The sequence below is a fragment of the Caulobacter sp. 05L422 genome (genome assembly GCF_056397765.1).
On record NZ_JBFTOB010000010.1, the window covers coordinates 43,112 to 56,872 of the forward strand.

A 13,761-nucleotide genomic window follows, 5' to 3' on the forward strand; every position below is an offset into this window, starting at 1 on the left:
CCCACCTAGCGACGGACCTCGTAGCCGTAGCGCTTGATGATGGCGATGGCGGCGGGCGACTTCAGGAAGGTCACGAACGCCCGGGCGGCGGGGTTCTTCTCGCCGGTCTTCAGCAGCACCGCCTGCTGCTCGATCGGCGCATGGTCGGCGGCCGGAACCACCCAGCGCGACCCGCCCGGCTCGTCGATGACCTGGGACAGGGCGACGAAACCCAGCTCGGCGTTGCCCGTGGCGACATACTGGTAGGCCTGGGTGATCGACGAGCCCTTGACGATCCTGGGCGCCAGGGCGTCGTAGACCCCCAGCTTCCGCATCGTCTGGATCGCGGCCGCGCCATAGGGGGCGGCGGCGGGGTCGGCGATGGCCAGCTTGGCGAACCTGTCCGACTTCAGCACCGCCCCCTTGGCGTCGACCAGGCCCGGGGTCTTGGAATACAGCACCAGCCGGCCGAAGGCGTAGGTGTAGCGCGTGCCCTTGACGGCCAGGCCCTCGTCCTCGGCCTTCTTGGGACGCTCGGCGTCGGCTGACAGGAACACCTCGTACGGCGCCCCGTGCGCCATCTGGGTGTAGAACTGCCCCGAGGCGCCGAAGCTGAGGGTGGCGGTGTGGCCGGTCTTGGCCTTGAAGGCGGCCGCGATCTCCTTGGCCGGCTCGGTGAAGTTGGCGGCGACCGCCACCTGGGCGTCGGCGGCCAGGGCGGGCGCGGCGGCCAGGGTCAGGGCCGCCCCGAACAGGGCCAGACCGATCAGCTTGAAGCGACGGGTGATCATGAAGACTCTCTGCAATCCGACGCTTCGCGCGTTGTGCAGTTGAACTACCGAACGCCGAAGCGGGTCAAGAGCCGCCGGCCCGTTCCGCGCGCCTAGCCGCGCAGGAACCCGTCCACCAGCGCCTGGTCTCCGTCATAGACCCAGCACTCGGCCAGCAGGTCGTCCTGGATGCGGTAGACCAGCACGCGGTCCAGCTCGGTGACGACGCCGTCGCGCTCGAAGGCCTCGCGGGCGATCACCACCGCCCGCTCCGGTCCGGCCGTCACGTCGACGATGCGGACCAGCTTGCGGCGGGTTCGGCGGCTGACCTCGGCCAGGGTCGCCAGGGCGGCGGCCAGGCCGACATGATCGCCGCTCAGCGGATGGTCGCCGAAGTAATGCAGGGTGAAGTCGGGGTGGTAGCAGGCACGCAACGCCGCTAGGTCGCCGGCCAGCCAGGCCTGGGCGTAGCGCTGGGCGACCGCAAGGTTGGCCGCCCCCTGGGCCCCCGGGCTCACGCCGCCTCTTTGTAGCGGTCGCGATATTCGGCCGGGATGGCGAGATAGGCGGTGTTGGGCGCGACCCTGTAGGTCCGGCGAGCCTCTTCCAACGACATGGCGAACAGGGCCGGATAGTCGACCGCCGGCAGCCAGGCGGCCGAGCGGCCGTTGCGCCAGGCCTCGCGCACCGCCCTGCCGTAGGGCTGACCCAGCCGGGCCTTCTGGAACTGGCGCGCGCCGGCCAGGGCGATGACCGCGAAGCCCAGGCTGCGGGTCTGGGCGTAGGAGAAGGCCACCACGCAGACCTCGCCCAGGGCGTCGGTGCCGTAGCCGGTCAGCACGTGCCAGACGTCGTGCACGTCGCGCATGCGACGCGCGTACCAGGCCAGCGGGTGGGCGGCGTCGACGTCGGACTCGGGGATCTTGCGGCTTTCCTCGGCCAGCCCCTCGGCGGACAGGCCACGCGGGGCGATGAAGTCGCGATAGGCCGCGCCGACCGTGCCGGGACCGAACCGCTCCAGCCAAGCCGGGTCCGACAGCCGCTCGGCGAACTCGTCGCGCTCGTAGGCGATGCGGCCGCCCTCCGGCGTGCTCAGCAGGCGGCGATAGCCCTTGGGGATCGCGTTGCCCGCCAGGGCGCGCATGATCTCGAACACCTGGGCGGTGTCCTCCTTGTCAGCGATCAGGCGCCGGACGGCCCGAAGCGCCCGCAAAGGCTGCAGGTTGAAGGACTGACGCCCCCGTTGCATCGGTTGATGCGCCTTTGGCTCACCGAGCACTTGCGTGGCTGCAATCATAAGGCATGCTCCTGCTGAACCCGATAAAGATGACATGGCGTCATTTTTATTCAAGTGGGTTCAGCGACCCCCGATCTGGGACCTTGGCCGGACGTTGATCGGCCAGGCGGCAAAATGGGGACGGGCGAGATGGGCAGTCTGAAGAAGCGTTCGATCAATCTGGCCGGCCACGCGACCTCTCTGGCTCTGGAGCCTGAGTTCTGGGCCGTGCTGCAACTGGCCGCGAGCACCGACAAGATCAGCGTCGCCAGCCTGATCCAGCGCATCGACGCCGGACGGGGCGAACGCCCTCTGGCCTCGGCCTGCCGCGTGTTCGCCCTGCAACACGCCCAGGCGGGCGAGGCGGGAACGGTCTAGAGCGGATCGACCGTCAACGCGGCCCCAAAGGCCTCCGCGACGACCTCTTCGAGCACGCCGAGGTCCACGTCCTTCACGGACCTGAAGCTGATGCAATATCCGGTGACCTTGGCCTTCCCGAGTCGCGATCCATAGGTCTCGGACAGGTGTTTCTTGTCCTTGAGACCCATCACGTAGACCGACAGTCCGGACGTATTGGCGCTCAGACCGATCTTGTAGAACGCTCTCGAATTGCCGGCGGCATAGCTGAGCGCCTCCGATCCATATCCAATATTCGGGTTGGAAACGACCTTGCCGTCGCCGTCGCGGCCATCCAGGAACCAGAGCTCGGCGTCGGGCGAGATCGCAAGGATGCGCCGGTGCAGATCCCGCAATTCCTCGCTCTTCGCTGGAGACTGAGCATCGATGTAGCCGTCGATCTGCTCGCGCACGCCCATGCCAAGGTCTCCCTTTCCATCTTCGCCCGGCCGCCAAGCCGGATAGCGAACATCAACCTCCTCAGGACGATGGAACCTGTCTGGAACCGACAGGGTCCGCTGACTTTCTTCAGCGGTCGACGACGCTCCCGCCCCCTCCAGGATGCGGGGCGTCGTGGGAAAGGCGGGAGGTCGCGGGAACGACGGCAAAACTTGGCGATCATGCCCCAAGGCCGGCCAAGCCTAGCCCTGCTGGACGCCCGGACCAGGCTTGGGCAGCGGAATGGGCTCCGGCGTCGGCGTTCGCCTGGGCAGGGGCGGAGGCTTCGGCATCTGCATCGACAGGTCGGCCGAGCGCACGGTCAGCAGGCCGGAGCGCCAGCCGCCGATCACCAGGGCGGCGATCAGCAGCAGCACCCCCAGCAACGCCAGACCGGCCACGCCCAGATGCTGGGGCCGGATGTCGTCGTGACGGGCCATGACGCCCTCCCCTAACCCGCGGGCTTGGGCGCGTCCGGAACCTTGGGCGCGTCGAGCTGCGGCGCGGACACGTTGACATCGACCGTCTTCTTCTGGGTCATGCCGCCGGTGAAGACGAAATAGGCGATCACCGCCACGACCACGACCAGGGCGCCGATGATGAACGCCATGCCGGTCCCGCCACCGCCGCTCGAGTTGGTTTCTTCAGCCACGTCAGTCTCCTGTGATTTCCATCCCCGCCGAACAAACGGGAGGTGGCGGTCGAGGTTCCGATCAAGAGCGCGGCGGATGGGCGCGAGGGCTTAAGTCGGGCGATGTTTGTGCTACATATGTTCCATGTCTCAAGGCTTCGACTCGTCCGACTTCCCCGGCGACTTTCCCGGCGATCTCCCCGCGCCCCGCATCTCCGACCTGGCCCGTGCTCGCGGACCGGACGGCCCAAGCTCGCTTGAGCGGCCGAACTATCTGGAGGGACTGAACCCCGAACAGCGGGCGGCCGTCGAGGCGACCGAGGGCCCCGTGCTGGTGCTGGCCGGCGCGGGCACGGGCAAGACGCGGGTCCTGACCACCCGCCTGGCCCACATCCTGGCGACGGGCCGCGCCCGACCGTGGGAGATGTTGGTCGTCACCTTCACCAACAAGGCCGCGCGGGAGATGCGGGAACGCATCACCCACATCATCGGCGACGAGGCCGAGGGCCTGCGCTGGCTGGGCACCTTCCACTCGGTGGCCGCCCAGATCCTGCGCCGCCACGCCGAGCTGGTGGGACTGAAGTCCAGCTACACGATCATCGACACCGACGACCAGGAACGGCTGCTGAAGCAGCTGATCGAGGCCGCCGACATCGACGCCAAGCGCTGGACGCCGCGCGCCCTGGCCGGCCTGATCGACACCTGGAAGAACCGCGGCTGGACGCCCGACCGCGTGCCGCAGAGCGAGGCCGGCGAGTTCGCCAACGGCCGGGGGATCACCCTCTATCGCCAGTACCAGGAGCGGCTGCGCATCCTGAACGCCTGCGACTTCGGCGACCTGCTGCTGCACAACATCACCATCTTCACGGCCAATCCGGACGTGCTGGCCGACTTCCAGCGGCGTTTCCAGTACGTGATGGTCGACGAGTACCAGGACACCAACGTCGCCCAGTACCTGTGGCTGCGGCTGCTGGCCCAGGGTCGCCAGAACGTCTGCTGCGTGGGCGACGACGACCAGTCGATCTACGGCTGGCGCGGGGCCGAGGTCGACAACATCCTGCGCTTCGAACGCGACTTCCCGGGCGCCAAGGTCATCAAGCTGGAGCGCAACTACCGCTCGACCGAGCACATCCTGGCCGCCGCCTCGGGCCTGATCGACGCCAACAAGAGCCGGCTGGGCAAGACCCTGTGGACCGAGGCCTCGGGCGGCGAGAAGGTCAAGGTTTCGGGCGTCTGGGACGGCGAGGCCGAGAGCCGGATGGTCGCCGACGAGATCGAGAAGGCCAAGCGGGCCGGCCGCAAGTACAGCCACATGGCCATACTGGTCCGCGCCTCGTTCCAGATGCGGGCCTTCGAAGAGCGGTTCGTGATGCTGCAAATCCCCTACAAGGTGGTCGGCGGCCCGCGGTTCTTCGAGCGCGCCGAGATCCGCGACGCCCACGCCTATCTGCGCCTGATCCAGTCGCCCGACGACGACCTGGCCTTCGAGCGGATCGTCAACACGCCCAAGCGCGGCATCGGCGACACCTCGGTGGCGAAGCTGCTGCAGATCGCCCGGCTGGAGGGGATCTCCACGGTCGACGCGGCCCGGGTGATCATCGGAAGCGACGACCTGCCGGCCCGCACCCGCACGGCGCTGAGCAACTTCCTGCGCGACCTGGACCGCTGGCGCGCGCTGGCCGCCAACACCCCGCACCAGCGGGTGATGGAGGCGGTGCTGGAGGAGAGCGGCTATACCGACGCCCTGCGCCTGGACAAGGGTCCCACCAGCCAGACGCGGCTGGAGAACCTGAAGGAACTGGTCCAGTCGATGAGCGCCTTCGACACGCTGGAAGGCTATCTGGAGCACGTGTCGCTGGTCATGGACCTGGACAAAGGCGCCGGTGACGACGCGGTCTGGATCATGACGCTGCACTCGGCCAAGGGGCTGGAGTTCCCGCTGGTCTTCCTGCCCGGCTGGGAGGAAGGCGTGTTCCCCAGCCAGCGCAGCATGGACGACAAGGGCGAGAAGGGCCTCGAGGAAGAGCGCCGCCTCGCTTACGTCGGCATCACCCGGGCCCGCGAGGAGGCCCGGATCAGCTTCGTGGCCAATCGCCAGGTCTACGGTCGCTGGACGTCGCAGCTGCCCAGCCGCTTCGTCGACGAACTGCCCCTGGCCCACGTCGATGCGGCCTCGGAGACCGGCTATTACGGCGGCGGCCCGGGCATGCAGCAGACGGTGTCGTCGCGCTGGGACGATCCCGGGACCAGCACCTTCACGGCCGGCAGCTATGACAGCCCCGGCTGGAAACGGGCCCAGGAACGGACCTCCGGATTTGGCGAGCGCGGAGCCACCTGGCGCAGCGGCGGTTCGGCCGCCCGCTCGGCCCCGATCGAGGGCGAGGGCCGACTCGTGGCGGTCTCGGCCAGCTCGGCGGCCAGCGCCTACAAGCGCGGCGACCGGGTGTTCCACGTCAAGTTCGGCTACGGCAAGGTCACGGGCGTCGAGGGCAACAAGCTGTCGGTGGCGTTCGACAAGGCCGGCGACAAGAAGGTGATCGACAGCTTCGTCGAGAAGGCGTGAGCGGAGCTTTTACATAACGCCGGTTGACGAAATGGCGCCCCGGGCGGAAGCTCGCCAAAAGAGAGTATAACCTGGGGAAATCGCCTTGAAGAAGATCGCATTGATCGCCGCGCTCGGCGTCGTCCTGACGCCCTGCCTGGCCCAGGCCGCCGGCGCCTGCGACGGGTTCAAGAACGTCACCTACGCCGGGGTCATTCGTGGCAAGTTCGACAACTTCCCGGACGCCTTCGGGGCGATGAGCTTGAGGTTCGACGCCAACGGCGTCGGCGCCGGACGAGGCCTGATCGGCGTCGATCCCGCCAGCACGGCGGCGGTTCAGACCCCTTATGCCGGGGTGACCTGCCAACCCAATGCCGACGGCAAGTCGGGTCTCCTGAATTTCGGCCCCAGCCTGGGTTCAAGCAGCTTCACGATCTTCGACGGCGGGTCCCGCATCTGGACGCGTCACGAGATTCCTGGACGACCGGTAACCGGTTGGCTGTTCCGCCAGCCGCCGGCCCCGATCGCCACCCCCACGAAATGAAGCCGTGCTTTCGGCCGGGCGCTCGACCTCACGGCGCAATAGCCATCAAATGAGCCTCGCGAACGGGCGCTATCCAGGCGTCACGTTTCGTGAGCGCCCATATTCAACCGATGCTCATGCCCCGCGTCCGCGTCATTGATCTGGAGACCGCCGGAAACGGTCCGCACGACGTCTGCGAGATCGGCTGGCAGGACGTCACCTTGGGCCCGGACGGCCGCTGGCGTGTCGACGAGGGGCGCGGGTCGCGACTGGTCAATCCCGGCCGCCCGATCACGCCCGAGACGATGGCGGTCCACCACATCATCGACGCCGACGTCGCCGGCGCGCCGTTCTGGAAGGACGTCGCGGCCGGCGTCCTGAAGCCCGAAGGCGAGATCCAGGCGCTGGCCGCCCACCGCGCGGCCTTCGAGCAGCGATACTGCACGCCGAGATTCACGGGCGGCGCGCCCTGGATCTGCACCTGGAAATGCGCCCTGCGGCTCTGGCCGCACCTGACCAGCTTCTCCAACCAGATGCTGCGCTACCAGCGCATGCCCGAGGGCTTGGTCCGAGAGCTGGGCCTGCCGGCGCACCGGGCCCTGCCGGACGCATATGTCACCGCGCATCACCTGCGCGACATGCTCAACGAAGCCTCGTTGGAGCAACTCCTGGCCTGGAGCCGCGAGCCTGGCCTGCTGCCACGCGTACCGGTCGGTCCGGAACGCGGCAAGCCGTGGGATCGTCTCGCCGCCGACGCGCTGCGGGCGCTGGCCCAGGACCGCGACCCGAACCTCCGCTTCAGCGCCGAGACCGAACTGCGCCGCCGGGGCGAAGGCTTGACGCCGACGACGATCGAACCGGCTCAGCGGACTTTGCTCTGAGCGCAATCGCGATCAAATAGGCCAACGAAGCCCACGCTATCCAGATCGCACGCTTCGTCACGAGACCCGTTCATGAACCCCGTCGAACAAGCCATCTGGTTCATCGAAAGCCATTTCGCCCAGCCTCTGGACCTGGACGAGATCGCCCGGAGCGGCGGGGTCTCGCGCTTCCACATGTCCCGCGCCTTCGTGGTCGCCACCGGTCGTCCGGTGATCGGCTATCTGCGCGCGCGGCGGCTGACGGAGGCGGCGCGACAGCTGGCCGATGGGGCTCCCGACATCCTGTCGGTGGCCCTGGAGGCCGGCTACGGCTCGCACGAGGCGTTCACCCGCGCGTTCCGCGACCAGTTCGGGATCACCCCCGAGCAGGTGCGGGCGGCGCGCGACCTGGAACCCCTGAACCTCGTGGAGCCCATCGTGCTGGACAGCAGTCTTCGAACCGACCTTTCCCCGCCGCGCATCGAACAGGGCCGCGCCCTGCTGATCGCCGGCCTTGGCGGCCGCTACGGCTGCGAAGGCCCCGGCGGCATCCCCGCCCAGTGGCAGCGCTTCGGCGAGCACATCGGCCACATCCCGGGCGAGCTCGGCCCAAAGGAAACAGGAGGGGTGGCCTACGGCGTCGTGCTGAACAGCGACGACCTGGGCAATTTCGACTATGTCAGCGGCGTCGAGGTGGCCGACTTCTCCGACCTGCCCGAGGGCTTCGTCTCAGTGCGGATTCCGGCCCAGCTCTATGCGGTGTTCCACCACGCCGAGCACGTCTCGACCATCCGCCGGACCATGCACACCATCTACACCCAGTGGCTGCCGGAGTCGGACTACGAGCCCGAGGACGCTCCGTTCTTCGAACGCTACGGCCCGGAGTTCAATCCACGGACCGGCGACGGCGGGCTGGAGGCGTGGATCCCCGTGAAGCCTAAGGCCTGACGCGGGCCGGATTGCCGACGACAGTGGCGCCCGCGGGCACGTCGCGGGTGACCACGCTGCCGGCGCCGATGATCGCGTCGTCGCCGATCGTCACGCCGGGCAGGATGATCGCGCCGCCGCCGATCCAGACGTTCTCGCCGATCACGACGGGCTGCGAATACTCGATGCCCGTACGACGCTCGACCGGATCGCGCGGATGCTCGGCGGTGTAGATCTGGACCTGCGGCCCGATCGTCGTGGCCGCGCCGATGGTCACCTTGGTGACGTCCAGGATCACGCAGTTGAAGTTGAGGAACGCCCCCTCGCCGATCGAGATGTTGTAGCCGTAGTCGCAGTGGAACGGCGGCCGGATGCTGACCCGGTCGCCGACCTGGGCGAACAGCTCGCGCAGCAGGGCGTGCCGCCCGGACGGCGGCAGGTCCAGGGCGTTGTAGCGCCCCATCCAGGCCACCGCCGCCTCGTGGTCGGCCATGATCTCCGGATCGATGGGACTGTAGAGGTCGCCGGCCAGCATGCGCTGCTTCTGGGTGCGGACGTCGGTCACGAGGCGAAAGCTCCTTACTCGCCTCCTCCATGCCAGACGGTGGGCTCGACGACAAATCCGGCTACGCGCGCTCCAGCGCCTCGCGGACGACGTCCGGCGCGTGGTCGATGACCCGCAGATAGGCCGTCAGGGCCGCGTCGGGGCGAGCCTGGCCCAGCTCAAGCGCCGCCAACTGGGCCAACGGGATGCAGAAGGCCCGCGCGAACTCGTCCTGCGAAAGACCGCTGCGCCAGCGCACGCCCTGCACCAGGGCCCGGGCCGAGCGGACATGACCGGGGTCGGCCTGCTCGTCGACGGCCATGTCGGCGGTGATCTGGGATCTGGTCATGCAAACGCTCCTGGCACTTCCCCCCCGACGCGGAGGTGTGTAGGCGCGTTCCGTTGCAGGAATTCGACGCCTTTGCGTCGGACAGGCGACTCTATCAGGGCTTTTTGGGCGTGAGGACCTTCACCGGCTGGGCGGTCATGGCCCGGGCCTTGGCGTCGACGGCCTCGACGCCCTTCAGCGGATCGCCGGCCGCCTCTAGCATGCTGTTGAACACCTTCAGGTCCTTGGTGCTGATCTTCTGGACGTCCTTGTCCTTGGCCCATTCCAGGCCGATCAGCTGGCCCAGGCGACAGGCCTTGGGCAGCAGGGTCGGCTGCTCGTTCGGCCCGCCCTTGACCAGCAGCTTGCCGACGATGTCGTTCCAGTTGGGCGAACCAGAGAAGCAGAACGACAGGTGGTCGCAGGTCCCGGTCCAGAACCGCTTGTACCAGCGCAGGTGCTCGTCGGTGTCGAAGCGGATGGCGTCGGTCGGCTTGACCAGGGCGCGGCAGTCGGCGCGCACGAACTCGCCGGCCTGGGCGACCGGCGCGATCCCCAGCAATGCAACGGCCGAAAGGGCCGCCAAACCTCTAGCCAACGCCAAACTTCAACATCCCAACCGACAAACGCCCCCGCATATAGGCGGGGCGAGCTTCACCGAAACCCTTCAGGGTGCTGATTAAGAGCGATCTTCCGACAAAAATGCGGCGGTCGCCTCGATCGCCTCGACCAGGCCGACGCGCTCGATGGTCACGCCTTCCGGCAAGCTGGAGAACAGGCGGGTCGGGGCGGCGGCGTCCAGCATCACGAACACGCCCTTGTCGTCGGCCCTGCGGATCAGGCGGCCAAAGGCCTGGCTGATGCGGGCGCGGGCGGTGGAGTCGTCATAGCCCTTGCCGCCAAAGCGCGCGCGGCGGGCCTTGTGCAGCACGTCGGGACGCGGCCAGGGCACGCGGTCGAAGACCAGCAGGCGCAAGCTGCGGCCCGGCACGTCGATGCCGTCGCGGATGGCGTCGGTGCCCAGCAGGCAGGCGTCCTCCTCGGCCCGGAAGATGTCGACCAGCGCCCCGGCCTCCAGCGGATCGACGTGCTGGGCGTAGAGGGCCAGGCCCTGGTCGGCCAGGGGCGCGGCGATCCGCTCGTGCACGGCCTTCAGCCGGCGGATGGCGGTGAACAGGCCAAGGCCTCCGCCGCCGGCCGCCAGGAACAGCTCGCGCATCGCGGCCGAGACCTGGCGCGGATCGTCCTTGCCCACGTCGGTGACCACGAAGGCCCGGGCGTTCTTCTCGTAGTCGAACGGCGAGACCAGGCGCAGCACCTTGGGGCTCTGCGGCAGGCGCGCGGCGCCGGTGCGCATCTCGGCCAGGGCGAAGGGGTCCTCCAGGGCCGGGTCGGTCAGGGTGGCGCTGGTCACCAGCACGCCGTGGGCGGGTGAGAGGACCGCCGCGCGCAACGGCTCGGTCGGGTCCACCCAGTGGCGACGGCAGGCGGCGTCGACGACGCGGCCGTACAGGAACGTCGCCTCGAACCAGTCGACGAATTCCGGATCGTCCTCGGCGTCCTCGTCGATGGCCTTCAGGATCGAGCGCCAGGCCGGCAGGGTCATGCGGGCCCGGCGGTCCAGGCCGCGCAGCGCGCCCTCGATCCGCGCCCGCTCCGACGTCGGCAGGGTGTCGGTCTCCTCGTCCAGCACGTCTTCCAGATGACGCGCCAGGGCCAGCAGCGGGGCCTCGATGGCCGCCAGGGCCCTGGACGCCTCGCCGGCCCGTTCGCGGACCAGGTCGATGGCCGGCCGCGCGGAGCATTGCAGCCCCTGCTCGGCCGCGCCCGGACGGTCGGTGACTCGAGCCCTCAGCTGTTCAATCACCGAGACCAAGTATGTTTCAATAGGCCCGATCGGATTGACCTGGCCGTCCGGCGGCGCGATGCGGCCCGACCAGCCCTCGCCCGGCAAGGCGGCGGCGGCCTGCAGGGCGGCGTTCAGGGCCGCGCGGGCCCCTTCGCGCTCGCCGATGATGTCCAGCAGCCGGGCCTCCAGCCCCCTGCCCCGCCGGCCGCGCCCTTCGGGACCGCGCAGCCAGCGCCGCAGTTCGGCGGCCTCGGCGCCGGACAGAGCGGCCGAAAAGGCGCTGTCGGCGGCGTCGAACAGGTGGTGGCCCTCGTCGAAGACGATGCGCTTGAGCGACGTGGTTTCGTTGTCGCCCTTCAGGCCGCGCGCCGCCCGGGCGCCGTCGAAGGCCGCCTGGCTCAGCACCAGGGCGTGGTTGGCGATGACGATGTCCGCGCGCTTGGACGCCCGCACGGCCTTCTCGATGAAGCAGACGCGATAGTGCTGGCAGCCGGCGTGGATGCACTCGCCGCGCCGGTCGACCAGATTGGCCGGCCCGGCCTGGACCGAGGGCGGGATGGCGAACAGGGTCGGCAGCCAGGCCGGGAAGTCGCCGCCGGTCATGTCGCCGTCGCGGCTGATGCGGGCCCAGCGCGCCGCCAGGCCCAGGCCGATCAAGTCGCCGTTGCCCAGCTGGGCGGTGTTGACCTGCTCCTGGAAGTTCAGGAGGCAGATGTAGTTCTCGCGCCCCTTGCGGACCACCGCCTTGCGGGCCCGGACCAGCGGATCGGGATAGATCGAATGGCTCTCGCGCTCGATCTGGCGCTGCAGGGCGCGGGTATAGGTGCTGATCCACACCGCCGGCCCGTTCATCTCGGCCCAGATCGAGGCCGGGGCCAGATAGCCCAGGGTCTTGCCGACCCCGGTGCCGGCCTCGGCGAGCATCATCTGCGGCTCGCCCTCGCGTTCGCGCGGGGCGAAGGCGTAGGCGGCCTCGCGGGCGAAGGTGTCCTGGGCCTCGCGCACCTCGTCCAGGCCCGAGCGGTGCAGCAGTTCGCGCAGGCGCTCGCTGGCCCGCTCGGGATCGACGGGGCGCGAGCCGGGCTCGCCGGGCGGCGCCTGGTCTTCCCACTCGACCGCGCGGGCCCAGACGTCGAGGCCGGAGCTGCGGAACTGGTTGCCGACCGGGGCCGAGCGCAGGGCGCCGACCACCGCGGGTCCCCAGGCCCAGCCGGCCCGGGCCAGGGTCTCGGCCACCGCCAGGGCCTCCTCGCGCGACGGCCGGGGCGTCATGGACAGTTCGTGCAGCAGAGCGGCGGCCGCATCGCGCAGGGTCTGAGCCTGGGCCGCCGCGCCCTTGGGCTCGGGCAGGCCCAGGGCCGTCGCCAGCCCCACGGCCGACGGGGCGCAGAAAGTGGCGGGCCGGGTGAAGGCGTAGAGCTCCAGCACGTCGAACACCCCGCGCCCGCGCGTCGGGGCCTGGAGGTTCAACCGCTTGGCGGTCATCGAGGCGTGGGCGACCAGCACCGGCCCGTATTCGAACAGGTCGCGGGCGTCGGGCGGGCGCAGGACCCGTCCCTCGCCCGAGCCATCGGCGACGCCGGCGCGCGGGCCGGGCAGAACCACCAGGGCGGGAGCGAGATCGAGGGCGGGAATCTGTGCGGTCACCGCCCTGATTTAGCAGGTCGGCCGCCGAAACAAAATGCGAACGAAGACTTTACGCTAGGCGATCGGCGTTTCCGACGAACCGCCTTCCAGGCGCTCGACGGCGTCCTCGGCCATCTCGGCCACCTCGTCGTCGTCGCTCTCGGCGGCCACGCGATAGAACTGCACCGCCTTGGCCCGGCTGGCCTTCACGCCTTCGCCGTCCTCGTACATCTGGCCCAGGTCGTAATAGGCCGTCAGGTTGCCGGCGCTGGCCGACAGGGCGAACAGGCGCACGGCCTTCTCCAGGTCGACCTCGACGCCCTCGCCGTTGTGATAGGCGGTGGCGACATTGGCCAGGGCGACCGCCGAGCCCCGCTGGGCCGCGTCCACATGGAGCCTCAGCGCCTGGGCCGCGTCGACCGGCACGCCGTAGCCTTGTAGATAGTACGAACCCAGGTCGTTGATCGCGTCGACCGAGCCGGCGTCCGCGGCCTTGCGCATCCAGACGACGGCCTTGGCCTCGTCGGCGGGCACGCCCTGTCCCAGCTGATAGGCCAGGGCCAACTTGTACATCCCGCCTTCGTCGCCGCCGGTCGCGGCGCGCCAGTACCAGCTCAGGGCCTGGGTCAGGTCCTCGGCGCTGGTCTCGTAGACCAGGCCGGCGTTGTAGGCGCCCAGGGCGTCGCCCTCGGCGGCGGCGGCCTTGTACAGCGACAGGGCCTTGGCCTCGTCCTGATCCAGGTCCACGCCCGCGAAATAGAGGTTGCCCAGGGCGATCATGCAGTCGGTGTCGCCGGCCTTGACGCCCGCATTGAGCCAGCGCACCGCGGCCTCGACATCGCGCTTGTCGCCCTTGGCGTTCAGGTAGCTGTTGGCCAGAAGGTCGTAGGCGCTGACGTCGCCGGCCTGGGCGCGGCGCAGCAGCTCGGTCCGCGCGGGCGCGTTCGGCGCGGCGGGCGCCGCCAGGGACGGCGCGCCGAACGCCAGCGTCGTCGCCAAGGCCAAGCCTGCAAGGCAGTTCCGAGCCATACGTCCCATCTGCTTCACGCCCCTCGCGATCCCATCCTTCGGG

Annotated in this window: 16 protein-coding genes; 5 read left to right on the top strand and 11 right to left on the bottom strand. The window is 69.4% G+C overall.

The features are described 5' to 3' along the window. Positions 1-5: 5 nt before the first annotated feature. The 3 genes from modA to AC1DMQ_RS11175 form a co-directional block, all read right to left on the bottom strand. Positions 6-770 carry a molybdate ABC transporter substrate-binding protein gene (gene modA / locus AC1DMQ_RS11165; RefSeq protein WP_477033629.1) on the bottom strand — a complete coding sequence of 255 codons (765 nt, stop codon included), beginning with the start codon at positions 768-770 and terminating at the stop codon, positions 6-8. Between the two features lie 92 nt (positions 771-862). Further along, entirely contained in the window at positions 863-1,267 is a 405-nt protein-coding gene (locus AC1DMQ_RS11170; protein ID WP_477033630.1) for a nuclear transport factor 2 family protein, read from the bottom strand. Further along, positions 1,264-1,998 (bottom strand): Coq4 family protein, encoded by a 735-nt coding sequence (locus AC1DMQ_RS11175; RefSeq protein ID WP_477033631.1) that lies wholly within the window; start codon positions 1,996-1,998, stop codon positions 1,264-1,266. Before AC1DMQ_RS11175 ends, AC1DMQ_RS11170 begins: the two co-directional genes overlap by 4 nt. A 177-nt stretch (positions 1,999-2,175) precedes the next feature. Between AC1DMQ_RS11175 and AC1DMQ_RS11180 the strand changes: the two genes are divergently transcribed. Further along, positions 2,176-2,403, top strand: a complete 228-nt coding sequence (locus AC1DMQ_RS11180; protein WP_477033632.1) for a ribbon-helix-helix domain-containing protein — start codon at positions 2,176-2,178, stop codon at positions 2,401-2,403. Here AC1DMQ_RS11180 and AC1DMQ_RS11185 read toward each other — a convergent pair. From AC1DMQ_RS11185 to AC1DMQ_RS11195, 3 genes are all read right to left on the bottom strand, one after another. Beyond that, positions 2,400-2,840 (bottom strand): DUF1801 domain-containing protein, encoded by a 441-nt coding sequence (locus tag AC1DMQ_RS11185; protein WP_477033633.1) that lies wholly within the window; start codon positions 2,838-2,840, stop codon positions 2,400-2,402. The two genes, AC1DMQ_RS11180 and AC1DMQ_RS11185, sit on opposite strands and share 4 nt — an antisense overlap. A gap of 222 nt (positions 2,841-3,062) precedes the next feature. Next, a complete protein-coding gene (locus AC1DMQ_RS11190) occupies positions 3,063-3,299 on the bottom strand; it encodes a hypothetical protein (RefSeq protein WP_477033634.1) in 237 nt (78 codons plus the stop codon). Positions 3,300-3,310: 11 nt separating this feature from the next. After that, positions 3,311-3,511 (bottom strand): hypothetical protein, encoded by a 201-nt coding sequence (locus AC1DMQ_RS11195; RefSeq protein WP_477033635.1) that lies wholly within the window; start codon positions 3,509-3,511, stop codon positions 3,311-3,313. A 124-nt stretch (positions 3,512-3,635) separates the two neighbouring features. Between AC1DMQ_RS11195 and AC1DMQ_RS11200 the strand changes: the two genes are divergently transcribed. From AC1DMQ_RS11200 to AC1DMQ_RS11215, 4 genes are all read left to right on the top strand, one after another. Next, positions 3,636-6,053, top strand: a complete 2,418-nt coding sequence (locus tag AC1DMQ_RS11200; RefSeq protein ID WP_477033636.1) for an ATP-dependent helicase — start codon at positions 3,636-3,638, stop codon at positions 6,051-6,053. Between the two features lie 85 nt (positions 6,054-6,138). Next, positions 6,139-6,576, top strand: a complete 438-nt coding sequence (locus AC1DMQ_RS11205) for a hypothetical protein (protein ID WP_477033637.1) — start codon at positions 6,139-6,141, stop codon at positions 6,574-6,576. A 116-nt stretch (positions 6,577-6,692) separates the two neighbouring features. Then, the gene (locus tag AC1DMQ_RS11210) at positions 6,693-7,436 is read left to right on the top strand and encodes a DNA polymerase III subunit epsilon (protein WP_477033638.1); all 744 of its coding nucleotides are present in this window, start codon (positions 6,693-6,695) and stop codon (positions 7,434-7,436) included. Between the two features lie 72 nt (positions 7,437-7,508). Then, positions 7,509-8,363: an AraC family transcriptional regulator gene (locus AC1DMQ_RS11215; RefSeq protein ID WP_477033639.1), complete on the top strand. Its 855-nt coding sequence runs from the start codon at positions 7,509-7,511 to the stop codon at positions 8,361-8,363. On the opposite strand, the gene AC1DMQ_RS11220 is transcribed toward AC1DMQ_RS11215, so the two are convergent. The 5 genes from AC1DMQ_RS11220 to AC1DMQ_RS11240 all read right to left on the bottom strand — a co-directional run bounded on the left by AC1DMQ_RS11220 (position 8,353) and on the right by AC1DMQ_RS11240 (position 13,688). Continuing rightward, positions 8,353-8,907: a sugar O-acetyltransferase gene (locus AC1DMQ_RS11220; protein ID WP_477033640.1), complete on the bottom strand. Its 555-nt coding sequence runs from the start codon at positions 8,905-8,907 to the stop codon at positions 8,353-8,355. The two genes, AC1DMQ_RS11215 and AC1DMQ_RS11220, sit on opposite strands and share 11 nt — an antisense overlap. A gap of 61 nt (positions 8,908-8,968) precedes the next feature. Continuing rightward, positions 8,969-9,235, bottom strand: coding sequence for a helix-turn-helix domain-containing protein (locus AC1DMQ_RS11225; RefSeq protein WP_477033641.1), 267 nt, complete (start codon positions 9,233-9,235; stop codon positions 8,969-8,971). Between the two features lie 94 nt (positions 9,236-9,329). Continuing rightward, positions 9,330-9,800, bottom strand: a complete 471-nt coding sequence (locus AC1DMQ_RS11230) for a hypothetical protein (RefSeq protein ID WP_477033642.1) — start codon at positions 9,798-9,800, stop codon at positions 9,330-9,332. A gap of 93 nt (positions 9,801-9,893) precedes the next feature. Then, positions 9,894-12,710 (bottom strand): ATP-dependent DNA helicase, encoded by a 2,817-nt coding sequence (locus tag AC1DMQ_RS11235; RefSeq protein ID WP_477033643.1) that lies wholly within the window; start codon positions 12,708-12,710, stop codon positions 9,894-9,896. Between the two features lie 54 nt (positions 12,711-12,764). Next, positions 12,765-13,688, bottom strand: coding sequence for a tetratricopeptide repeat protein (locus tag AC1DMQ_RS11240; RefSeq protein WP_477033644.1), 924 nt, complete (start codon positions 13,686-13,688; stop codon positions 12,765-12,767). Positions 13,689-13,761: the final 73 nt, after the last annotated feature.